Below are 25059 nucleotides of genomic sequence, written 5' to 3'. Positions count from 1 at the left end.
ATTTAATTGTTCACCCCTGAATAAATTTAATCTGTAAAATAATAAACTATGCCGGCACCAAATCTCAAATAATATGTACTTCTTTTTACATTGTGAGTCAATAAAATTGAATATGAAACAAAAGGTTCTAAAGCAATCTGCTTGCTTAGAAAATGGTTCATTCCACCAGTAAAAAATATTTCCGTACTATAACCATAAGTATATTTAGTATAACCAACTCCTGCACCAAGAAATGGTATAAATTTTTCAGCATTAAAAAAGTAACGAAAAGAAGAGCCGAGTGAATAATCTCTCCAGTAATATTTGTCTATATGTTCATTATCTTCATATTTAGATTCATAATAAGAAAAGCCAAGCTTTCCTAAAACCATAATATTATCAGTAATAAAATATCCAAAAGATGGAGAAACCAATATACTAAATGTTTTATCTGTAGAAACCTCAAATTTATTGTTTTGATAACTTAAACTAACTGAGCCTCCAAAAGTATACACATTTTTTTTAAGTGGACTCTGACCGAATGATTCAGTGAAAAATATAATTGAGAATAAAAAACCAAAGAATAATTTTGATGTGTTCATAATTATATCCCTCAATTTGTGATTATGATTTTTATTGCAAAATATTTTTCCCCCTAAAGGTCAGTTGCAATTTATCAAATTAAATTCTTTAATAAAATTATTAAAACTAAATTGCATTTATGTAATGATTAATAATTGGTTCTTGGTTTGGCAGATGTAAAATTGATATCACATCAATTCTGCAAGTTTGTTCATAAATATTATTTTCATAAATATAAGCTTCTGCCGTTTTTCTGATTTGATGCTTTTTATTCTTTGTTATAGAATCTTCAGGATTGCCGTATTCAAGAGATTTTCTATATTTAACTTCGATAAAAACAATTGTATCTCCATCTTTTGCAATTATATCTATTTCACCATGACCATACTGATAATTTCTTTCTAAAATCTGGTAACCAAGTTCTGAAATAAATTTACAGGCGAGTTCTTCTCCCTCTTTGCCTGTTTTTCTTTTATTCTTCATAAATAATATTTTTCAAAAAAGATTTTCTATGAAGTGGTGTAATGCCATAATTTTTTATTGCATCAATATGTGCTTTTGTAGGATAACCTTTATTTTTATCCCACAAGTATTCTGGAAATTTAATTGCAGCTTCTCTCATAATTCTGTCTCGCGTAACTTTTGCTAAAATTGAAGCTGCAGCAATTGAAAAAGATTTTGAATCTCCTCTAACAATTGTTTTTATTTCTTTATCATTTACTGAAAAGGATTTATTGCCGTCAATTAATATCAGGTTAGGCTGAACTTCAAGTTCTTCAACTGCAGTCTTCATCGCTCTAAGAGTTGCCTGCAATATATTTATTTCATCAATCACATCATGATTAATGATACTAACTGCATAGCTTATGCAATTTTGGATTATCCACTCATAAAGATTCTCTCTCATATTCTCGTTAAGTTTTTTTGAATCATTAATCTGAGGATGATAAACATTTTTTTCAAATATTACAGCAGCAGCAACCACTGGACCTGCGATAGGACCTCTGCCTGCTTCGTCAACTCCAGCAATTAATTTTATTTTTTTTGTAAGAAACGAGTTATCAAAAACTTTTAATGAATTATAATGCATTGAAAAATAAAATTAATTTCATAAAGCAATTTAATATTTTTATTAAATATTGATAAAAAGAAAAATTAAAATCCACTTATTAAACCAAAATGAATTTTGCCCTGTGAAAATGAATCTCCTTTTGCAAGTGCAAAACTAACCCCAAGAATTCCTATCCCTGTTTCGACATTCAATCCAAATCCATAACCAATTTTAAAATCGCCAGATAAATTTTCAGCATAATTTTTTCTTGAAATGTAGCCAGTATCAAAGAATAAAAATGCATAAGTTTTATTTGAAAGCAAAAATCTGTATTCCAGATTTGACCATAAAACATTTGTTCCAGAAAATTGTTTTTCACGATAACCTCGCAATGAGTTTGTACCACCAAGTAAATATAAATCACTCATTTCGATATCCGAACCTTTCAACTGTCGAGCATGAACTTTTAATGCTGCAATCTGATTTGAAAGCAGCTCCTTAAAAAATTCAAAATCGATTTCCAATCGTTGAAGATTTAGTTCTGTTTTAGTTTTCTCAGAAATAAATTCTGCTGGTCCAATTATTTTCTTAAATGTGTATTTGTATGAATTGCTAAATAAGATTCCTTTCTTTGGCGAGTAATAATCATCTCTTGTATCAATTTTGAAATTCACTCCTGTGGTTGTTGAAGAAGAATTAAACACAGTAAAAACTTTGTTCTTTCTTTCAACAGGAATTGTTGATTGAGAACTAATCATAATTGAAGCAGAAATTTCAGAAGATGCTAAATATTCAAGTGCCACTTCATAATTCCTCTGGATGTAAGTTGAATCCTGAATTCTCTGAAACATGCTTCCCGATAAATTAAATGGGAAACTAAAAATCCATGGTTCAGAATATTTTAATTCAAGTTCCTGTGTAGTTTGATTTTCTCTCTGCCACCTTATCAAAGCTGTTCTTCCTGTTCCGAATAAATTTCTAAACCCAAGATTAATAAAGCCTGTAAAATAACCTTTTTCGTTTCCACTGGAAGGAACATAACCAATGATTCCATCAAAATTGTTTGTGACTTTTTCTTTTACAATTATCTTGAGAACGCCCTCATTTTTAGCATTGATAAAATATGTAGGAGTTTCTACTCTTTCAAAAAAATTAAGCTTATTTAACTTGGCGGGAATCTCATCAATTTTCTTTTGATTATACTCATCCCCAATTTTTAATCCAAGTTCTCTAATTATCACTCTATCTTTGGTTTTATCATTGCCTGAAATTTCGATTCGGTTAATTAATCCTTTAATTCCTTTATCAATGTTCAAAAAAATATCAGCATAATTTTTTTGTTTTGAAGAATCAGAATAAAAGTAAATTGAATTTATCCTCACAGCTGCAAATGGATAGCCGTTATTTTCATAATAATCAAGAACATTGTTTATTGCATTTTCAAAAGGTTCTCTTGAAAAAATTTTTTCTGATAATTGTGAAAATATATTAGATAAAAATGATGAATCTTTAAAATCACAATTATATTTGATGTTCGATATAAAGGTGGGTTTGTTTTCGTAAACATTAATAATCAAATTTATTTTTGATGAATCAACATTCTGCAAAATTATTTCTGCATCAGCATTGTAATAGCCTTGTTCCTGAAGAGCCGAAAGAATATTTTTTATAATTGAATCATGAATGCTCTCAAAAATATTTTTCCCTCTTGTTATGCCTGTCCAATTAAGATAATCTTTTTCAGAAAAGATTTTATTCCCCTGAATTTCTATTGAATTTATAATTTGTGAAAAGGTAAGCTGAGAGAAGAATAAAAAAAGAAAAAAATGAATTCTAATACTTTGGTGTATCATCGATTATTTTCATTTTCTTTCCAATGGGTTCCACAACAATATCGGACAAATATTTTTCATATTCATGTTTTTCTACATTGCAAGTTTCCAATTTAGATGCATTGGCAATTCCAAGAGCAGTAGCAATTTTAACAAATTCATCAAAGACAAGAGAATTTTCCAGTCCATAAGCTATTCCAGCTGTAAATGCATCACCGCTTCCAGTTGAATCTACTGGTTCAATTGAAGGAAAAGAAATTTTATAAATGAAATCATATTTAGAAGCAAAGAAATAATTTGAGCCGTCAGTCAAAAATGCAAGTTTAATCCCTTTTGCATAAAGATTTTTCAAATAGCTAATCTTTTCTTCATCAGTTCTAAGTTTGATTGAAAGAGAATTTTCTACTTCAAAAATATTATTGTGAACAACTGTTGGAGCAGCATTCAAACAATCATTTAGATGAGTTCCATAAGTATCGAGGATTGAAATTTTATCGTATTTATTTGCAAGTTCAATTCCAAATTGAAAAATAGAATTTGTTTCTTCACAGGGAGAGCTTCCAGAAAATACTGCGATAGAACAATTTTGTATCATTCTCTCAAGTTTATTCTTGAATTCATCGGTTTCTTCTTTTGAGATTTTACTGTTGATTCCAAAAAATGTTGTTATTCTTTTTGTATCATTTTCAATAATTACATCTGCAATACGCGTTTCTGATTTCGTTGATTGAACTGAAAAATTTATTTTTTCTTCTGTTAAGATTGACCTTAAAATCTTTCCGTTATTTCCGCCTAAAAAAGTTAAAGCAGAATTTTGAATTCCAAGATAGTTCAGTTGTCTGCTTACATTAATTCCTTTTCCGCCGGCAGCATATTTTTCATCAATGCATCTATTGTTTTTACCTAACTCAACAGAATTGAAAAATAATCTTCTTTCAAGTAATGGGTTGAGTGTTACAGTAAGAATCATAATGGATAATTTTATTAATTAATAATAATTATGGTCTATAACCAGGCCATCTGCTGTAGTCTGGATTAATTAATCTGTAATCACCAAATCCAGTTTGGTCTACAAAAATAAACGAACGATTCAATTCATAATAATCCCATATTTCATACGGTCTTGAATTTGGTTCAAGCGGATGACGTTCAACATAGCTTGGCGGACCAAAAGTTATATAAATCATTCCCATGTCTGAGCGCCAGCCTTCGCGTCCCCATCCTTTGAAATTTTTATTTGCATATTCAACTCTTCTGTAATATTCATTAAGAATTGGATTTTCATCCATCTTTGGATTTGGTTTTCTTTTTTCCCAGAATGCAAGAAAACGTTCTAATCTTTCTTCATAAGTCTTTCCTTCTTTGATAAAATCTATTTCATTGGGACTTGCAATATAAATCATCTGTTCGATTGCTTTATCCAAATCAACAATTGATTGAGGAAGTCCTGTAATTACTGAATACAATTTTTTTTCTGTTGATGCAATATTATTATTCTCATTGTCCTTCAAATTAACTGTGAATTTATAATCACCAAGTTTAAATTCAGTATTCTCAAAAGTATAGAAAATTGAATTTGTGCCAGTTTTAATTTTATATGGAGATGTTTGTTTAACCCAGGAATTATTTCTCAAATCTTCAATTATGTATTCAAGAATTACATCTCTTTCTTTATTTGAATAAATCTCAAAATAAACAGGAAGGTTTTTAGTTTTATTAGTTACTGTTTTAGAAACATTTGGAACAATTTTTTCACCTGAGGAATCTTTAACAACATCTTTAACAAAAATAACATCACTCAATCCAAGTGAATCTGAAATAGAATTCACATTTATTTTATAATCCATTGAATAACTGTTATGCGAATCAAGGTCTTCGAGTATGCAAGTAAGAAAATATTCGCCGGGTTCAAAATCAAATGTTTTGTAAGAAAGATTAAAATTATCTTTTGAAATTGTATGTTCAAAATCAACGGCGGTTACTTTTTCTTTCCAGATTCTTTCGAACAATATATTTTTTTTCTCTTTATCATAGAAAATCAACGACAAATTGTAACTTGCATTAAAGCTATTATTCTGCTTAACAAATTGAATACTCGAATACGGAACCTGAACAAATACATCCAATCGTGTTTTGGATGGTGTCGAGTCGATATAATCAGCAAAATCAACAAAGAATGCTTGTTTTGTATTAAACTGGCTTACTCCAGCTGAAGATTCAACCTGAGCATACAAACAGCCGCCAATCAAAAGCATTAATAAAATTATTTTGTTCATTTTATATATCCTTTCTTTCACTTCAATTTACCAAATAAATCATACTCGTTGCAATCATAAATTTCTGCACTATAAAATCCACCTGTTTGAATATTATTTTGATTTTTTTGAATATATACTTCACCATCAACTTCTGGTGCATCTCGCTCAGTTCTTGCTATATAATATTCATTTTCTTTTCCATCAATGATTACTTTTAATTTTCTTCCAATTAATTTTTTATTTTTATTGTAAGAAATTTCTTTTTGCATTTCCATTAATATTGCTTTACGCTCTTCTTTAACTTCCTGTGGAATTGGGTCGCCAAGTTTATAACTTTCAGTATTTTCTTCCATTGAATAAGTAAATACTCCAAATCTTTCGAACTTTATATCTTGCACAAAATTACAAAGTTCCTCAAAATCTTTTTCTGTTTCTGAAGGATAACCAACAATAAAAGTAGTTCTAAGAGTTAACTCAGGAATTTTAGTTCGAAGTTTTTCAATCAATTCAATTGTTCTTCTTTTAGTTATTCCTCTTCTCATTGATTTTAGAACATTATCCGAAATATGCTGAAGCGGAAGGTCAATATATTTGCATACTTTTGGATTTAATGAAATTGTTTCAATTAAATCATCAGGAAAGTGTGATGGATAAGCATACATAATTCTTATCCATTCAATTCCATTAATTAGAGAAAGTTTATTTATCAATTCAGATATATTTCTTTTTCCATACAAATCTTTTCCATAATCTGTTGTATCCTGGCCAATCAAAATTAATTCTTTTACTCCTTGTGAAGAAAGAAATTCGGCTTCTTTAATCAAATCTTCTATAGGTTTTGTTTTATGCTTACCTCGCATCAAAGGGATAGCACAGAAAGAACAGGGATGGTCGCAGCCTTCCGATATTTTCAAGTAAGCAAAATGCTTTGGAGTTGTTAATAGTCTTTCTCCAAGCAATTCATATTTAAGATTTCCGCCAAATTCTCTCAATACACTTTCATAAGCTTCTGTTCCAAAATATGAATCAACTTCAGGAATCTCGTCTCTTAGTTCCTTTGCATATCTTTCAGAAAGACATCCAATCACAACTACTTTTTTAATTTTTCCTTCTTTTTTCAGTTCAACTGCTTCGAGTATAGTGTTTATTGATTCTTCTTTTGCTGCTTCAATAAAACCGCATGTATTTATGATTAATGCATCTGCCTCGTTTAAGTTTTTTGTCAGTTCAAGATGATTCAGTTTTAATTGCTTCATCAATCTTTCAGAATCTACTGTATTTTTTGAACAACCGAGTGTTATAACTGAAATTTTATTTTTCTTTCTCATATTCCTTTTTCTTTGTTGCACAAAGATAAATAATTAATCCTGCTCACAGAAATTATACAGCTTCAAAATAAATTCATCTACACTCCTTCTTTCTCTATTTATTTAACATCATCATTGCTATATTTATGACACAAAAATTTATAATTGAGTTTATGAATAATCCAGAAATCAGTATCGGTATATTGAGCCAAGACGAAATTAAGTTTGATTTATATGGAGAATTTTTCGAGAACTCCACCAACAAAAGATTCAGCGGCAGCTTTTTAGCAACATTGAACAATAACAAAATAACATTAAAACAAAATTCTAAGGAAATCTTTTCTGCAGAAGAAATCATTCTTAATCCAAAAGATATAGAAGAAGAATCATTTGTGCTCTATGATGTCACAATTGGGAAACAATTTCACTGGGAAAGAAAAGAAAAGCAAAGATTTCGTGGAACTTTAAAATTAATCATCGATGAAAATAATTTAACAGCTATTAATATAATTCCACTTGAAGATTATCTTGTAAGTGTAATTTCTTCAGAAATGAGTTCCAACAGTTCAATTGAATTATTGAAAGCACACGCAGTTGTTTCAAGAAGCTGGGTTTTAGCTCAATTAGAAAAAACAAAAAATTTTTCTTCAATTAATGAAGTAATTACAGATGACGAAATAATTAGATGGTACCACAGGAATGACCACACAAAATATGATTTTTGTGCTGATGACCATTGTCAAAGATATCAAGGAATAACAAAAATTCTCAATGAAAAAGCTTACGAAGCTGTCGATACAACGCGCGGTTTAGTTTTAATGTATGATAAAAAAATTTGTGATACTCGTTATTCAAAATGCTGCGGAGGAATTACTGAATCCTACGAAAATGTATGGGAACCAATTAGATATCATTACCTCGTTCCCGTTCTTGATTCAAAATTTGAATTCGAGGGACTCGATTATGATTTAACAAAAGAAGAAAATTTTGAAAGATGGTTAAAATCTTCACCTCATGCTTTTTGTAATACAACAAATAAAAAAATTCTTTCTCAGATTTTAAATCAATTTGATATTCAAGAAGATATTTCAGCAGAACAAAATTTCTTTAGATGGAAAGTTGAGTATAAGCAGGAAGAAATTTCTGATATTATAAAATCAAAAAGTGGAATTGATTTTGGAAATATTCTTGATTTAATACCAATTGAAAGAGGTTATTCAGGAAGAATTGTTAGATTAAAAATTATCGGCACAAAAAAAACATTGACCATTGGTAAGGAACTCGAAATCAGAAAAACATTATCCCGAAGTCATCTCTATAGTTCAGCATTCATGGTTAAAAAGGAAAATTTTATTAAGAATATTCCAGAAAAATTTATATTGATTGGAAGCGGTTGGGGTCATGGCGTGGGTATGTGTCAGATTGGTGCCGCTGTTATGGGAGAAATGGGTTATTTATTTGATGAAATTCTTCTTCATTACTACAAAGGTGCAAAAATTCATAAGATTTATTGATGAAAGTACTGAAGACATGTTTATCACAAAGTTGGGGCGGACTTGAAATGTTTGCACTCCGGACTGTCAAAGAACTCCTGAAAAAACAAATTGATGCCGAACTTTTGTGTTATCCAAATTCAAAAATTCATAAAGAAGCTATTGCTGAAGGAATTAATACTCACACTTCAAAATTCAGAAGTTATTTTCATCCATTTGAAATAATAAAAATTGCTTCTCTCATAAGAAAAAATAATTATGATGTAATTCATTGCGGTGCTTCAAAAGATTTGTGGTTAATTGTTCCTGCCCTAAAATTAGCTGATATGAATACACCATTGCTTCTTTCAAAACAGATGGGTTCTTACATCATCAAAAAAGATGTTTTTCATAAGTGGATATACAAAAGAGTTAATTATGCACTTGCGATAAGTAAAGTCATAGCAAAAAATTTAGTTGATACAACCCCACTTCCCGAAGAAAAAATTTTGCTTCTTCATAATGCAATTGATACAAATAAATTTAATCCGGAAAAAGTTAACAGCATAAAAGTTAGAAATGAATTCAAAATAAATGATGATGAAATTTTAATTGGGATGATAGCAAGATTTAGTCCCGGAAAAGGTCATGAAGAATTTTTGTATGCAGCAAATGAATTGACTAAAAAATATGACAACATAAAATTTATGATTGTCGGTGAGGCAAGCAAAGGAGAAGAAGAATATGAAAAAGAAATCAAAAAACTTTCAGAAAATCTTGGCTTAAATGATAAAATAATTTTTACGGGCTTCAGAAAAGATACCCCTGATGTTTTAGCTGCCATGGATATATTTGTTTTTCCTTCTCATGCAGAAGCATTTGGGATTGCACTTGCAGAAGCATTGAGCATGGGAAAGCCATCTGTATGCTCAAATTCTGATGGTGTTTTAGATATTGCAGTTGATGGAGAAACTTCTTTCCTTTTTGAAAAACAAAACTGGAAAAATCTTTCAGAAAAAATTGAAACATTGATTCTCAATCCAGATTTAAGAGAGAAGTTTGGAACTGCAGCAAGAAAAAGAGCTGTTGAATTCTTTGACCTGAATGTTTTTTCTGATAAACTTATAAGCATTTATGAAAAAGCATTAAAAGAAAGGAGAGAATAGTTTAGAAAATGACTTTCCTAAATCCAGCAATATTATTTGGTCTAATTGCAACTTCAATTCCAATTATACTTCACTTTCTTAATCTTAGAAAATTAAAAAAGGTTGAATTCAGCACTCTCATTTTCTTGAAACAGCTTCAGAAAACAAAAATCAGAAGAATAAAAATTAAGCAGTGGCTTCTGCTTTTATTGAGAGTTTTGATTATAACTTTTATCGTTCTTGCTTTTGCTCGTCCAACAATTAAAAATATTTCATTTACTTCTAAATCTGCAAACACAACAGCAGTAATCATAATCGACAATACCTTCAGTATGTCAATTGTTACCGGCACTGGTTCATATTTCAACAAATGCAAACAAATAGCAAAAAATTTAATTAACAATTTCAACGCAAAAGATGAGATTGCCGTTCTTCCGCTTGTCAACAATACAAATGAAGAAATAAAACCATATTCTAATTTTGATTTTGTAAGAAAAATAATTGACAATCTTCAAATATCTAATCAAACAAATACATTAAATAACGGAATAATTAAAGCAGCAAAAATTTTGTACGAATCCAAAAATCTTAACAAAGAACTTTACATTATTACTGATTTGCAGAAAGGCAGAATTTACAATTCAAAGAAAGAACTTTTGAACTTATCTGAACTGATGAAAAATGTAAACATTTATTTGATTGATGTTCATAATAAAGAAATAAAAAATCTTGGAATTGAAGAGTTCAAGGTAAACAATCAAATATTTGAGAAGAATAAAACAATTAGCTTCTCAACAGTTGTAAAAAATTATTCAAACTCAGCTGTTAACAATTATCTTGTATCGTTATTTATAAATGGAAAAAGAAGTGCACAGCAAAGCATATCATTAAATCCTCATGAATCACAGATTGTAAATTTTGAATCTAATTTAAGCGACGCAGGATTAATTGAAGCTGCTGCAGAACTTGAAGATGATGACATTAATTATGACAACAAATTTTACACATCTTTTTATGTGCCGGATAAAATCAATATTCTAATTCTTACAGATAATAATTCCGACAGCAGATTTATCAAACTTGCTCTTTCAAATCAAAATGGAAATTCTTTACAATTAACAGAAAAAGATTTGTCTCTTATCTCTTCAATCAGGCTTGAAGATTTTGATGCAGTTTTTATAATTGGTTCAGAAAAATTTAATGACATAAAAAAATTAAAAAATTATATCGAAAGTGGCGGAGGTGCGGTTTTAATGCCGAGTTCTTCAAGTTCAATTAGTTCTTTCCAAAATTTAACAAAAAATCTTGAAATCGGTATTGCAGCTTCATTCAAAGGAAGAATTAATTCTCAGGAAACTTCTACACAATTTGAAAAAGTTGATTTGCAGCATCCTTTATTTGAAGACTTGTTCGAAGATAAATCAAAAACAAAAATTGAATCTCCCGAAATTTATTATTATGCACAGATTATCCCAGATATAAAAGGAAAATCAATTATAAGTTTATATGATAATTCTGCTTTCTTAAGTGAATATAAATTTGGTTCTGGCAAAGTATTAGTTTTCAATATAGCTCCTGTTTTAAGCTGGAGCAATTTCCCCGTAAAATCTCTGTTCGCACCATTAATTAATAAAATTGTTTTTTATCTGTCATCAAAAATCAAGGGTCAACAATTTTTTTATTCAGGTGATGAATTACCAGTTAATCTTCAGAATATGAAAAAAAATTTTGTGAAAGTTGTTTTACCTGATAATTCGCAAGAAATAATTAATACAGATACACTCATCAACAAAATTTATCTCAATTATCGAAATACTGATTTAACCGGCACTTACAAATTTTTTTCTGATGACAAGTTGATTGATTATTTTTCTGTGAATCATAATCCAAAAGAATCTGTTTCGGATTATGAAAATCCTGATGATTTTGAAAGCTATCTTAAAGAAATTTCTTTTACTGGAAACTTTATTAATCTTAAGCCAGACGAAGATTACCTAAGAATAATTTATCAATCAAGATTTGGAATTGAACTTTGGAAATATTTTTTAATTATAGCATTAATTTTATCAATAGTGGAAATGTATTTGTCGAAAAGCTCAAAAAAAGAGATGACAGAAAACTGAATTGATTTAGATAGTAAATGATTTATAATTTAATACTGTAAAAAATTAAAAAGATGATAGAAGTTAAGAGAAAAGAAAGAGAAAGAGCAATTTTAATTGCATTATCAACAGGAGAGTATTCAGAAGAACAGGTTGAAGAACATCTTGATGAATTAGAATTGCTTGCTGATACAGCAGGAGCAGACACAGTATTCAAAATCATGCAGGAAAGGCCAAAACCAGACCCTGCATTTTTTATTGGAAGAGGGAAAGCAGAAGAGATAGCTCAATTAATTGAACCAAATGATATTCATTTAATCATTTTTGATGATGATTTAACTCCATCACAGGTTCGAAATTTAGAAAAATTATTCAGCAGAAAAATTCTCGATAGAAGCGGATTAATTCTTGATATTTTTGCTTCGCACGCAAAAACAAAAGAAGCCAAAACTCAAGTTGAACTTGCTCAGCTGCAGTATATGCTTCCCCGATTAACGCGGGCTTGGACACATCTTTCAAAACAATACGGCGGTATTGGAACAAAAGGTCCAGGTGAAACACAAATTGAAACAGACAGAAGATTAATCAGAACAAGAATAAGCAAACTGAAAGAATATCTTGAAAAAATAGAATCACAGCAAGAAATAAAAAGTTCTTCTCACAAAAAATTTATTACAGCTGCAATTGTTGGATATACAAACGCAGGAAAATCTACACTTCTAAACAGATTAACACATGCAAATGTACTTGCAGAAGATAAATTATTTGCTACTCTTGATTCAACAACTCGCGCATGCATTCTTGATAGAAACAAAAAAATTCTTTTAAGCGATACTGTAGGATTTATTCGAAAACTTCCTCATCATCTTATTGCTTCTTTCAAAAGCACATTGAATGTTGTAAAAGATGCAGATATTATTCTTCATGTAATTGATATTACAAATCAATATTTTGAAGAACATATAAAAGTTGTGGAAAATACTTTAGAGCAATTAAACTGCAGCAAAAAAATTCAAATAAAAATTTTCAATAAAATTGATGTTCTTGACAAAAGAGAATTGCTTGATTCAGTCAATTACAGATATCCAAATAGTTTATTCATTTCTGCAGAAAGAGGCATTGGGATAAACAATCTCAAAGAAATCCTGCTTAATTATTATGAAAAGAATTTTGAAGAGTATCAGCTAAAATTAAAACATCATCAATCGAAAAAAATTTCACTTATTTATGAACTTGCAGAGGTTCTCGATACAATTTATAAAGATGATTATGTGCTTCTTAAATACCGCGCAAGTAAACCAATTCAAAGCAGAATATTAAAATTGGTTCATCAAAATTAATTGATTATTTTATTGCGTATTAAAAATTACTTTTGATTTTATGCATCAATTTTCTGAAGCAGATTACTCATTAATAAATTTCATTTATACCCTTCAAAAAAATCACACACCAAAACAAAAAAAATCACAGCAAGAGAATCATTATGAATTTAATAATTGATGGTAGTTCATTAACACTTAAGAGCATAGAAAATTTTTTATTAAATAACACTAAAGTAATATTATCAAAAAAAGCAAAAGAGAGAGTTTCAAAAGTCAGTTCACTTATTGACAAATGGGTAAATGAAGGAAAAGTAATTTATGGAGTTACAACAGGCTTTGGTGATTTTTCAAACGTACGAATTAATAAAAATGATATCGAGAAACTTCAGGAAAATTTAATAATAAGTCATACAGCGGGAGTTGGAGAATACTTACCGCCACATATTGTAAAATTAATGATGTTATTAAGAGCCAATGCACTTGCAGGTGGTTATTCTGGAATTAAACTTAACTCACTTCAACTTTTAATTGACATGATTAATAACAATATTCTGCCTTTAATTCCTTCGCAGGGTTCGGTTGGTTCAAGCGGGGATTTAGCACCACTTGCCCACTTAGTTTTAGCAATGATTGGAAAAGGAAAAGTTCAGATTATTAAAAACATATTTGATGAAACATCAATTAAAAAAGCAAAAGTAATTTCATCAAACACAGCATTAAAAAAATTTGGTTTGAAACCAATTCGTTTAACAGCAAAAGAAGGCTTGGCATTAATTAATGGAACACAAATGATGGCAGCATTTGGTTCGTATGTTTGTATTGAAGCAATGAAATTAATTAAACTGGCAGATATTGCAGCGGCATTATCACACGAAGCTTTGCGTGCAACAGATGATGCTTTCGACTTGAGAATTCATAAACTAAGACCATACAAAGGTCAATTGATTGTTGCAGAAAATTTATTAAGGTTATTAAAAAATAGTGAAATTCGAAAATCGCATAAAGAAAATGACCCAAGAGTGCAGGATGCTTATTCATTAAGATGTATTCCACAAATTCATGGGGCAGTAAGAGATACAGTTGATTATGTCTGCTCTCAAATTGAAATTGAACTTAATTCAGTTACAGACAATCCAATAATTTTTTATAAAGAAAAAGATTATATCAGCGGAGGAAATTTTCATGGAGAACCTCTGGCACTTCCACTTGATTTCATGGCAATTGCTTTATCAGAACTTGCAAATATTTCTGAAAGAAGAATTGACAGATTATTAAATGGTTCATCAGAAAAGCTGCCAAAATTTTTAACAAAGAATGGCGGATTAAACTCAGGATACATGATGCTTCAATACACTGCTGCATCTCTTGTATCTGAAAATAAAGTTCTATCACATCCTGCAAGTGTCGATTCAATTCCTACTTCTGCAAATAAGGAAGATATAAATTCAATGGGTTCAATAGCTGCAAGAAAATGTTATCAAGTATTAAAAAACACTCAAACTGTAATAGCACTTGAATTATTAACGGCTTCGCAAGCATTGGAATTTTTAAAACCTCTTAAATGCGGCGAAGGAACAAATATTGCCTATCAAACAATTCGAAAATTTATTCCTCCATTAAAAAATGATAGAATAATAAAAAACGATATTGATAACATAATTGAACTTGTCAAAAGAAATATAATTTTATCAGAAGTTGAAAAAGTTATCAATGTAAAATGATTTTGTAACTCGTCCCATATAAAAACTTGTCTAGCTAAAATTATTCATAATGCAAAATACTATTACATTTTTCAGGTCATGATAATATCTCTTTGAAAATGCAATTAATATGAGATTATAATTACCCTCTTTGATTAGCTAATAAGCTCAAAAAAATTAAAAGCCGCAAAGATTAACTCCCTGCGGCTCATAATTATTCTAATTATTCTTTCTAAATTCTTCCATGAATGTAACTAAGGTTTCTACGCCTTTCTTCGGGAAAGCATTATAAATTGATGCTCTTATTCCTCCAACACTTCTGTGGCCTTTCAAGCCATCTAAATCTCTTTTCTTTGCTTCTTCAATAAATTTCTTTTCCAATTCTTCATTTGGTAATCTGAATGTAACATTCATTAATGAACGGTCTTCTGGAACTTTGACTGTGCCTTGGTAAAATCCATCACTTGAATCTATAGCATCATAAAGAATTTTTGCTTTCTCTACATTTCGTTTATACATTTCATCCAAACCGCCCATATTTAATAACCACTTAAAGACTAATCCTGCAATATAAATTCCGAATGTAGCAGGAGTATTGTACAATGAATTATTTTCTGCATGGACTTTGTAGTTCAAATAAGTATGAAGACTATCTGATGACCTTTCAAGCAAATCTTTTCTAATGATAACAAGAGTAACTCCAGCAGGACCAATATTCTTTTGAGCTCCCGCATAAATTAAGCCATATTTATTCACATCAATTTTTTTATGAAGAATATCAGAGGATGCATCACATACTAATGGAACATCTCCAACTTCTGGTTCAGTTTTCCATTGTGTTCCATAAATTGTATTGTTTGATGTAAAATGGACATAAGAAGCATCGGGGTCAAGTTTTAATTCAGATTGTTTAGGCAGACGAGTAAAATTTTCTTCTTCGGTTGATGCAGCAACATTAACAGTTCCAACTCTTTTAGCTTCTTTCAATGCCTTCTTTGCCCATGAACCTGTGATGATATAATCTGCTTTATTCTTTGGCGGCATTAAATTTAATGGCACCATTGAGAATTGCAGAGTTGCTCCCCCTTGAAGAAATAGAACTGCGTAGTTGTCATTAATATCAAGAAGTTTTCTTAAATCTGCTTCTGCTTCTTTAATTATCTGGTCAAATATTTTCCCGCGATGACTCATTTCCATTACGCTCATTCCACAGCCTTTATAGGAAAATAAATCTTTCTGTGCCTCAAGCAATACTTCCTCTGGCAGAACTGCGGGACCTGCACTAAAATTATAAATTCGTTTTTCCATAATACATTCCTTTTTTTGTTATAAATTAATTTATATGCAATTTCAAATCAGATGAACCAATAAACCATCTCTTAGTTTTGGTTCAAACCATGTTGATTTTGGAGGCATGATTTCTCCAGCATCAGAAATATTCATTAAATCATCTAAAGTTACTGGATACATTGAAAATGCAACTTCAGCATTGCCACTGTCGACAAGTCTTTCTAATTCTTCTGTGCCTCTTATTCCTCCAATAAAATCTATATTAGTATCTGTGCGGGGATCTTCAATATTAAGCACAGGATGCAAGAGATAATTTTGTAAAATGCTTACATCAAGATTATCAGAAACTGTTTTGCCTTCTTTTACATTATTATTTGGCTTTAATAAATACCAATTTTTATCTAAATACATGCAAAAAGTTTTTGGTTTTTGTGGAATAGGTGAATCAGCTTTTTCAACAAAGAAATTTTCTTCTACCCGTTTTAGAAATTCTTCCTTATTCATATTTAATTTATGAATAATTCTGTTATACGGTAATATCTTAAGCTGATTTGAAGGAAAAAGAACTGCAAGGAAGTAATTGTATTCTTCGTCTCCTTTATGATTAGGATTTTGTTCCTTTTTAATTTTTTGAACTCTGCTTGCACTTGCAGCACGATGATGACCATCAGCAATGTAGAGATAATCAACTTTTGCAATTGCATTAATTATGTCACTCAAATAATCATCAGGAAGAATCCAAATTGTATGTTTAATTCCATCTACTGCAGTAAAATCATAAATTGGATTTGATTTAGTCATCACATTATTAACTATTTTTTCAACTGATTCAACAGCTCGGTAAGTTAAAAAAACAGGTCCTGTTTGTGCTTCTGTAATTAAAATATGATTTGTTCTGTCATCTTCTTTTACTTTGCGAGTCTTTTCATGTTTTTTAATTATATCTCTATCATATTCTTCTACTGAAAAAGTTGCTGCAAGTCCAACCTGTGAATGATTCCCCATAACAAGTTTATATATGTAAATATGAGGATTATCATCAATTAACAGTGGTGCTTCTGATTTCAGTCTTTCAAGATTTTCTTTTGCTTTTTGATATACCTCATTTGAATAAACATCTTCTACATCAGGCATCTCGATTTCTGAGCGTGTAACCCTTAGAAAACTTAATGGATTTCCTTTGGCAAGTTCAGCTGCTTCTTCTCTGCTTACAACATCATAAGGCACACTTGCCACAAGATGAGCAACTTTTTCATCTGGTCTTAATGCTCTAAAAGGACGAATGACTGCCATAAATACTCCAATAATGAAAAATTTATAATGCAAAATAGCATATAAAGGTATTATTGTAAAATAGAAATGAGATTTTATAAAACTTTTATGAATATGTATAAATAATTATAAATAATTATGCATTTGAGAATTTTTAATCTTCGTTACGATATTTATCATTCCAATTTATCTTCGGCAACAGCCTTGCCAAGTTTTTTAAGAAGTTCTCCCAAAGTTTTTTGTTCTTCTGCAGTTAAGACTGACATAAGGCGAGTAATATATTCAGCATGTGGATAAAAAATTTTGTCAAAAAGTTCCTGTCCTTCTTTTGTTAATCTAACAAGAATTGCTCTTCTATCTTCTTTGCTGTGAACTCTTTCAATTAAACCTAATTTTTCTACATTATCAAGAACGAGCGTCATATTACCGCCGGTAACAAGCATCTTCTTGCAAATCTCTCCTACTTTAAGCGGTCCTAAATGCCCGAGCACTTCTATCACAGCAAACTGAGGCTGAGTTAAACCATAGTTGCGAATATTTTCAGTTGTTCTCTTATTAAAAGAAGAAAATGCTCTTGCAAGTTTAACCCAGGTATCTAAAGCAAGGTCAATTTTTTTTCCATATCTTTTCTTCATTTTATTTTACTCTAATTAAAATATTACTAACCAGTAATATAATCTATTTGGTTCAATTTAATCAAAAAAATAACTCTTTTAATTGAACGATTTATAAAAGAAATTTTGTTTAAAGGTCAAATCTCATATAAAATCTATTGCAGCTAAAAAATTATTTTTGAGATTAATATTTTTTAGTTATAAATTATAACCAAAGAAAAGAGGAAAATATTGGAAACTCAGGTTAAATACTTTACACCGCAAGAAGCAAGGAAGTCACTTCCATTAGTAAAGAGAATTGTAAGAGATATTTTAAATACAGCATACGAAATTCGCATGATTACAGAATTCAATGGCGGTAAATTCGAAGGGAATAGTCAAATTTATCTTCTTAAGGAACAGATTAATAATTACATAAAAGAATTGGAAGAAATTGGTTGCTCATTTAAAGACTGGAATTTTGAAGTTGGACTTGTAGATTTTCCTTCCATAATCAATGGAGAAGAAGTTTTTCTCTGCTGGCGAAGTGATGAAGATGATATTAAATTTTATCATGGCTTAACAGAAGGTTACATTGGAAGAAAACCAATACCTGAAGAATATTTATAAATTTTACAACGATTATTATTTCATCTCAATTTAATTTTTACTCCTGTTTACCTATCATATAATTTTTATCAAAGTAATAAATATTTTTTTTCTTCACTCAAATTAAGATTTAGTTTCTTCAATTCTATATGAATGAGTTATTTCAACAGCTTTCTGAAGCATTGCTGTTACGCTGCAATAGGTTTTTTGAGATAATTCAATTGCCCGTTCAACTGCTTCTACTGGAATATTTTTTCCATAAAAAACATATTCAAGATGAATTTTTGTGAATACCTGCGGATGTGTTTCTTGAACTTCGGCAGAGATATTCATCTCAAATCCATCCAATTTTACTTTCTTTTTTTGTAAAATTACAGCAACATCACTGCCTGTGCATCCACCTAATGCAATTAACAAAAGTTCCTTTGGTCTTATGCCGGCATCACTTCCACCAAATTGTTCTGGACCATCCATAACAACCCAATGATTGGAATCTGTTTTACCAATAAATGTTACACCCTGTATATGTTTAACTATTGCTTTTTTTGTTGCCATAACTTCTCCTAAATAAAAATTTTTATATGCATGAGATGTAATTGTTTTAAAAGAGATTCAACAATAAATTAAAAAGGCAGAAGCAAGCTTTTAGATTTCATTTACTTTCTTAAAAGATATAAAATAAGTGAAATAATTATGCTTAAAATTATTGAGCTGACAATCGGGAAATAAAATGTAAAATTTTTCCCTTTGATTAAAATATCTCCAGGCATTTTACCAATGAATGGAATTTTATCCCAAAGTGTGATTAATAATCCAAGTAGTATGAAAAGCGCTCCGCCAAGAATCAAAAATTTTCCGAGTGTTTGAAATTCATTCATAAGCATATCTAATTTTTGTTGACAAAATTAACACTAAAAATAAAATGAATCTATCAGCCGTTTTCTCCTGCAAGTCTTGCAATTTGAAGCAAATAAAATCTCAAGAGTTCTTGATTTTTTGCACTTAAAGGCTGGTCTTCAATTTTAATTATTGATTCAACTTCTTTTAATGCACGAATAATATTAATCGGCACTTCTGTCATTCCTTGAGAAATTATAGATAGATACTCAAAAGCTGCAGTTAAAAATTGCTGCATATTGTCGTCAAAAGAAGCTGTTGTAAGCAAGCGAGGTGATATTTTTAATTTCTTTGGTGTGAATAAATATTCTTTAACAGGAACATTTGCAGATAATGAGTTAAGTGCAATTGCAAGTTCAACAAAGCTTGCTACTCGTTGAAAGATTGGTTCTTCAAGCAGCAACCAGATTTTTGCTCTCCACTTTGAAATTTCAATTGGAACCAAAAGCAGCTTTTCAATTTCCTTAATCCATTCTTTATCGATATTTCCATTAATTAATTTCAATAAGCTATTGAGATTTGTATTAAAGAAATCAGGCTGAAGTAAAATTGCAACATCAGGTCTAAGTGTTGGAAGCAAATCAGGAATAAATTTATCTTTATCAAAGAATTCTGTTACATCAAGACCATGTCGTCTCAACAATTCTTTTTGGAATAAAGGCAAATATTTATAAAGTGAATCAATATCTTCATGCAATGCAATCAAAGCAGAATTACCTGCTGGAAAAGCTTTTTCAAGTTTAGTAAGGTATGTTAAATTAACATCATGATAAATACGTAAAGTATGCAGTATTTCATAAACAGGAAGATTTGGAAGAATTCTATCCAGAATTAAAGTTTCTGATTCTCCTTCTGGAAATTCTTTTTGAGAAAAATTATTCAATGCTCTAAATAAACCAGTTGTAAGTTGATTGATGCCCAAAATCATAGTTTGAGATTGATTATGGGCAATAGCTCTTAAAAGGCTTCCATAGCGGGCAAATGGAATTGTGCCTGCAATTCTTTCAAGTATCTTTTGTCCAACTAATTCTCCTGAACCTTGTCCAGGTCTTACTGTGGGTCTATCTCTTAAAGCTGGAATAGTTCTTCCAATAAAGTAAGAAATAATATGAATTCCGACTACATCTTCTTCTCTTCCATATAAAATTTGTCTAAAGTTTTCTGTATAAATTTTCAAGAACTCATCATAAATAGAATCTCTTTTACCAATTGTTAATCTTTCTAATTCTTGCAAACCTCTTGTTTTATATTGAAGTCTTGTTTCAGAAAGTGGTTCGCCTGCTCTTAAAATTTCTTCTCTGTAAAATTTTTGAGTTTCTTTGACATGGTATAAAAGTCCAGCAAAATCCTTAACAGATAAATATCTAACTCTTTCAGAAAGATTGCTTTGGAAAGTCATCAAATCTTTGCTGGAAAAAACTCCAATCAGTGGTGTAGAAGCATAGTCTGTGCTTCTTTTTGTAGAAGCTTCAAGATATTTTGAAAATCGTTTTGAAGTATCTTCAGATTTTATGAATGCAGGTTGACCCGCTGCATTTGAATAATATCCGCCCTGCCGCTGCATAGGTTCGCCGCTTCCCATTTTTATTCTTACTTTTCCAATTAAATTATGAGATGCAAGCCATTTCATTAATTCATATTTTGCTTCTTTGAAAAGATTCATTCCAGCTGCCTGACCTATTTGTTGACTTAAATCTGAACCTGCAACAAAAATTTCTGTTATTATTTCTGCAAATCGTTCATGTGTTTCTTGATACATTCTTCTGCTTTGATTTGAATATTCCCAGATTTTATTCAAATAATTTTCAAGATTTTTTACTGATTCACTGTCTTCAAATAATGGCACTATCCAGATGTTGGGAAGTTCTATGTTATTGTTCTCTCTTAATATTTCTTCCCTCTTTGAATATAATTTTCTATCAAGTGATATTAGTGCATCTGGCTTGGTTGTCATGCTTACCTGAATTGCAAGCACCATTCCAGGATTTCCATACTTGCCGGATATTTCATTTATTTCATTGATGTTATGAACAGTAGTATCAATTGCAAATTGGTCTTGTGCAGTAATTAATTTTTGATGAATTCGAGGTGTTACAACAACTCTTTTTAATAAATCACGATACATCCCTGCTTCAATAAAAAACTCGAGGTTGGTAATATTTTTTTGAATTACTGGAATAAGTGAATGAAGAGTTTTTCTTAATTGTTTATTCAAAGCAAAGTAATATTCTAAAGTATCCCTGCGTTTTCGTCGAAGTTCAAGCATTTTTCTTTCAAGCCTGTCATTATGCTTCCACATTTTTGTAAGCGGGTCTTCAGCAATATGAAGTTTTATGCCCAACTTTCTTAGTCTGCTCATTTCAACATTAAAAGGAAGAGTTCCTCTAAATCTTTTCTCGAGCTGATGAGTCAGCAAAGTTATTTCATTCAACAAATCTGTAAATCGTTTATTATTCACAGGAAGTTTTTCAATTTCTTGAATCAAAGTAGGTTCTATTGAAACAGATGAATCATGCTTCATTATCATTTCAATAATCTTTGCTTGCCGCGAAACATTTTCAATAATTACAGCTGCAAGAAGACTATGACCTTGACCAGATGGACGATTGCTTCCATCCCAATCTCCCCAGAAAGATAGAAATGCACTGAATGGATAATCAGAATAGATGTTGAAATAATCTTCAACTGTTATTATAGATTTTAAATCGAGAAGTAATTCCTGTGGTTCTTCACTCGAGATTATCGGCACATTTTTGCCAAAGTATTCTTTTATGATTTCTTCTTTTAATTTTTCAATTAAGGTTGATGATACATCTTTATTCTTAATCAAATTGTCTATCAACTTTTCAAATAAAATTTCTGATTTAATCGAATACATTTGAGTTGGATGAACAGTTCTATCATACAATCGATTTTGAAATGCATCTCTTCTTCTTTGCAAATCGTCTTTGTAAAATTCTTTCTCTAAAATATCTGCTGTAGTTTTTCCGTTATTTGAAAAAGCAATGTTTGCAAGTTCGTTAATAATTGCAATTCTGTCTTCCAATCTCCTTCTAAATAATTGAAGCCTATCTGGAAGATATTCATTAATCAATCTTTTATAATTTTCTTGAATATCAATATCATTATTCAGCATTTTTGATTGTTCATCGTATCGCAGTTTGATGTTTTCTTTTAATTTTTCTTCAACATATTTCCAGATATTTATTCTATCAGATAAATCAAATACTTTTTTAATGCCTGTTGGTTTTACATTAAGTTTTCTTCTGTTATAATTTGATGCTTCTTCATCTATTAATCTGTTCAAATCAATCAACACGCGGCGAGTTTTTTTCAAAAGAATTTCTGCATTGTCTGTTCCACCGAGAGTCAAACGAAATGTTTTTCTTCCGGCATCAAATCCTTGCTCTGTTCTTGCAAAAGTTGAGAGAGGCACCATTCCTATTCCTTGTCTTGCAAGTCCAGCTGCAAGCCAATCCAGCGATAAACCAGATGGAAGTTTTTGAATTATTAATTGAGGGTACATACTTCCTGAAGGAGGTTTTATTGTTATGCTATATTTATTTCTTACTCCAGGAAGATTATTTACAGCTTCGAGTAAAGCATTACTTCTTTCAAGAAAGATTTTATTTCTTAATCGATAATATGCATTAATGTTTTCTGCTCTGTTTCGATAGAATAAATAAGAAAGAAAAATAGCTGCTATATTAGGTTTTATGGTTGAATTAATTTCATTAAGCTTATTAAATAATTTTTTATTCCTGATTTCTGCAACTGATAAACGAGCACCTGCATACGAATCTGTCTTTGACATTGAATGAATTGTAATGACATTATTAGACTGCTCCTTTGTAATGTAACCTTCTTGTTCCAGTTCATCTGCAAGCTGTCGAATTGTTTTTATCAATTTAAATTCATTTGACGGAGCTACATTTTGATATGAAAGGTCGTCGATTACATAAATATTTCTTTCAAGCAGCCATTTCAAAAGATTTTTTACTTCATTTTCATTAAATATTTGTCCAGTTGCATTGTGAGGATTATTTAAAACTACTGCACCATAATTTTTCCAGTTATCATCCTGATTTAATCTTTCTTGAACGGCATTTTTGATTTCTTCGATATTTAGTTGAAAATCCTCTGTAAGATGAACAACTTTCACTTGAGGAAAGCAATGTTCATATGTCCAGCTTAAATCTGGAATTATTACTTCTTTAATGCCACAGTGAAAGCCAAGAAGACTCAGTGCTGTTCTTGATGAACCACTTATTACAATGCAGCTTTCAGGTTCATATTCAGGATGATAATTTAGAAATGCACTTAAGTAACTTTTGATTATTTCATCAAAATATTCTTGCGAGTTAATGTTGTCGATTAAATTCTCAAGAAGTTCTTTCGCATCTGTTTCAAAAAATCTGTCATAAAGAAATCTTCCAAAATATTTTTTAATGCTGTTATCAATTATTCTTTCTTTTTTCAAATAAATATTTATTACTTCATCAATTACTTTGCTTCTTTTTATAATAATTTCTTCTGCCTTTTTTCCTATTTGTTTAATTTGTCTGTCAAGAATATTAAAACCCGATTTTTGCAAGAATGATTTTTCGTATTCTGGCTCTACATAAATTTCATCTTTACTTTCATTTTTATTATAAAATGCAGAATAATTCTTAAGCAAAAAACCAAGCAGTTCAATTTCTGTAGAAGAAGGTGTTCCTTTAAGCTGAAAATGAATTGTTTCTATAATTTTGATAAAATCAGAATTGCCAAGAACAAATGTTAAAGAGAGATTCTCAAAATATTTAGAAAGAACTTTTGGGGTAATGATCCTTATTACTCGATTCATCATCTTTGCTTCTCTTGCAAGCGAAAGATGATTTGGTGCGTCATTAACTTCTACAAAAAAAAGAGGAAACTGCAAACTTAACTCTCTTAGCGAACGCCGAGTTTTTTCCTTAGTTAATTTTCCGATTAACAAAAAATTCGGCTTTTCTGAATTTACTTCGAGATATGATTTTAACTCGTTTATTAAATTCGATTCATCTTCATTTAACGAATAGAATTTTAGATTTGAGAACATTTTCAGATGTTCGGGCAAAGTAACACCAAACAAAAATATATTTGCAGGAGTTCGAACTAAAAAATTAGACAATGAATGAAAAAGAACTCTTAAAGTCTCATTGATGCCGCCTGAAGAAAGTATGACTTCTCTTTTCCCAGATTTATCACCTAAATCATATGCAAGTGGTTCTTGCTGAAGTTTTATAAGCCAGTCAATAAAATAATTTATAATGAAATGAGGATTTGTACGAACAAATCCTCCTCTTGGTGAATAAGGAGCACTTTTTTTAATAAGTTCCACAAAAAATTTTAATTTGTCTTCATCTTCTTTTTTCCAGCCTAATTCTTGTAGAATTTCTTCAAGATTATTTATGCCTAAATTTTCTTTTTCAATATCAATCCCTAAAATCATTCGAAGGTATGCGGAGTAGAGGCTTTCATCCTGAATAGGATTGCCAATATGAAAATTAACTCTTTCTTCAGGAGGCACTTGTGAAGTTATTGTTGCCTCGCTTATTTCAGAAACTTTTGCTGCTTTTACCGGCTTAAGCTGAAAAATATCGAAAAGATTTTTTTGATTATTCATA

General features: G+C 30.2%; 19 protein-coding genes. 6 read left to right on the top strand and 13 right to left on the bottom strand.

The window, feature by feature from the left end:
- Positions 1-26 precede the first annotated feature (26 nt).
- From AC27L2_RS03360 to rimO, 7 genes are all read right to left on the bottom strand, one after another.
- On the bottom strand, positions 27-581 hold the full coding sequence (locus tag AC27L2_RS03360) for a hypothetical protein (protein ID WP_487210257.1): 555 nt from the start codon (positions 579-581) through the stop codon (positions 27-29).
- Positions 582-687: 106 nt separating this feature from the next.
- Positions 688-1044 (bottom strand): YraN family protein, encoded by a 357-nt coding sequence (locus AC27L2_RS03355; protein ID WP_487210256.1) that lies wholly within the window; start codon positions 1042-1044, stop codon positions 688-690.
- The gene (rnhB, locus tag AC27L2_RS03350; RefSeq protein WP_487210255.1) at positions 1034-1651 is read right to left on the bottom strand and encodes a ribonuclease HII; all 618 of its coding nucleotides are present in this window, start codon (positions 1649-1651) and stop codon (positions 1034-1036) included. The genes AC27L2_RS03355 and rnhB overlap by 11 nt, the downstream gene beginning before the upstream one ends.
- Positions 1652-1716: 65 nt before the next feature.
- Positions 1717-3465, bottom strand: a complete 1749-nt coding sequence (locus AC27L2_RS03345) for a BamA/OMP85 family outer membrane protein (protein ID WP_487210254.1) — start codon at positions 3463-3465, stop codon at positions 1717-1719.
- On the bottom strand, positions 3446-4414 hold the full coding sequence (locus tag AC27L2_RS03340; RefSeq protein ID WP_487210253.1) for a 1-phosphofructokinase family hexose kinase: 969 nt from the start codon (positions 4412-4414) through the stop codon (positions 3446-3448). Before AC27L2_RS03340 ends, AC27L2_RS03345 begins: the two co-directional genes overlap by 20 nt.
- A 28-nt stretch (positions 4415-4442) precedes the next feature.
- Positions 4443-5720: a GWxTD domain-containing protein gene (locus AC27L2_RS03335; RefSeq protein WP_487210252.1), complete on the bottom strand. Its 1278-nt coding sequence runs from the start codon at positions 5718-5720 to the stop codon at positions 4443-4445.
- 17 nt (positions 5721-5737) lie between these two features.
- Complete coding sequence (gene rimO, locus AC27L2_RS03330; protein WP_487210251.1) at positions 5738-7030, bottom strand: 30S ribosomal protein S12 methylthiotransferase RimO; 1293 nt, start codon at positions 7028-7030, stop codon at positions 5738-5740.
- A gap of 152 nt (positions 7031-7182) precedes the next feature.
- On the opposite strand from rimO, the gene AC27L2_RS03325 reads away from it, so the two are divergent.
- From AC27L2_RS03325 to hutH, 5 genes are all read left to right on the top strand, one after another.
- Complete coding sequence (locus AC27L2_RS03325; protein WP_487210250.1) at positions 7183-8523, top strand: SpoIID/LytB domain-containing protein; 1341 nt, start codon at positions 7183-7185, stop codon at positions 8521-8523.
- Entirely contained in the window at positions 8523-9647 is a 1125-nt protein-coding gene (locus AC27L2_RS03320; RefSeq protein WP_487210249.1) for a glycosyltransferase family 4 protein, read from the top strand. Before AC27L2_RS03325 ends, AC27L2_RS03320 begins: the two co-directional genes overlap by 1 nt.
- An 8-nt stretch (positions 9648-9655) precedes the next feature.
- Complete coding sequence (locus tag AC27L2_RS03315; protein ID WP_487210248.1) at positions 9656-11749, top strand: BatA domain-containing protein; 2094 nt, start codon at positions 9656-9658, stop codon at positions 11747-11749.
- Positions 11750-11802: 53 nt separating this feature from the next.
- Complete coding sequence (hflX, locus tag AC27L2_RS03310) at positions 11803-13068, top strand: GTPase HflX (protein ID WP_487210247.1); 1266 nt, start codon at positions 11803-11805, stop codon at positions 13066-13068.
- Between the two features lie 140 nt (positions 13069-13208).
- The gene (gene hutH / locus AC27L2_RS03305; protein ID WP_487210274.1) at positions 13209-14771 is read left to right on the top strand and encodes a histidine ammonia-lyase; all 1563 of its coding nucleotides are present in this window, start codon (positions 13209-13211) and stop codon (positions 14769-14771) included.
- 198 nt (positions 14772-14969) lie between these two features.
- On the opposite strand, the gene serC is transcribed toward hutH, so the two are convergent.
- The 3 genes from serC to AC27L2_RS03290 all read right to left on the bottom strand — a co-directional run bounded on the left by serC (position 14970) and on the right by AC27L2_RS03290 (position 17947).
- A complete protein-coding gene (gene serC / locus AC27L2_RS03300; protein ID WP_487210246.1) occupies positions 14970-16058 on the bottom strand; it encodes a 3-phosphoserine/phosphohydroxythreonine transaminase in 1089 nt (362 codons plus the stop codon).
- A gap of 42 nt (positions 16059-16100) precedes the next feature.
- Positions 16101-17333 carry a DUF1015 domain-containing protein gene (locus tag AC27L2_RS03295; RefSeq protein WP_487210245.1) on the bottom strand — a complete coding sequence of 411 codons (1233 nt, stop codon included), beginning with the start codon at positions 17331-17333 and terminating at the stop codon, positions 16101-16103.
- A 155-nt stretch (positions 17334-17488) separates the two neighbouring features.
- Positions 17489-17947, bottom strand: a complete 459-nt coding sequence (locus tag AC27L2_RS03290; RefSeq protein WP_487210244.1) for a MarR family winged helix-turn-helix transcriptional regulator — start codon at positions 17945-17947, stop codon at positions 17489-17491.
- A 210-nt stretch (positions 17948-18157) separates the two neighbouring features.
- Between AC27L2_RS03290 and AC27L2_RS03285 the strand changes: the two genes are divergently transcribed.
- Positions 18158-18535 carry a DUF2203 domain-containing protein gene (locus AC27L2_RS03285; RefSeq protein ID WP_487210243.1) on the top strand — a complete coding sequence of 126 codons (378 nt, stop codon included), beginning with the start codon at positions 18158-18160 and terminating at the stop codon, positions 18533-18535.
- A gap of 102 nt (positions 18536-18637) precedes the next feature.
- On the opposite strand, the gene AC27L2_RS03280 is transcribed toward AC27L2_RS03285, so the two are convergent.
- From AC27L2_RS03280 to AC27L2_RS03270, 3 genes are all read right to left on the bottom strand, one after another.
- Positions 18638-19069 (bottom strand): OsmC family protein, encoded by a 432-nt coding sequence (locus AC27L2_RS03280; RefSeq protein ID WP_487210242.1) that lies wholly within the window; start codon positions 19067-19069, stop codon positions 18638-18640.
- 101 nt (positions 19070-19170) lie between these two features.
- Positions 19171-19392 carry a DUF2905 domain-containing protein gene (locus tag AC27L2_RS03275; protein ID WP_487210241.1) on the bottom strand — a complete coding sequence of 74 codons (222 nt, stop codon included), beginning with the start codon at positions 19390-19392 and terminating at the stop codon, positions 19171-19173.
- A 53-nt stretch (positions 19393-19445) separates the two neighbouring features.
- A complete protein-coding gene (locus tag AC27L2_RS03270) occupies positions 19446-25058 on the bottom strand; it encodes a pyridoxal phosphate-dependent aminotransferase (protein ID WP_487210240.1) in 5613 nt (1870 codons plus the stop codon).
- Between the last annotated feature and the right edge of the window lies 1 nt (position 25059).

This window comes from Rosettibacter sp. KY25, assembly GCF_057554405.1.
This window is presented reverse-complemented; position numbering and strand designations above follow the sequence as displayed.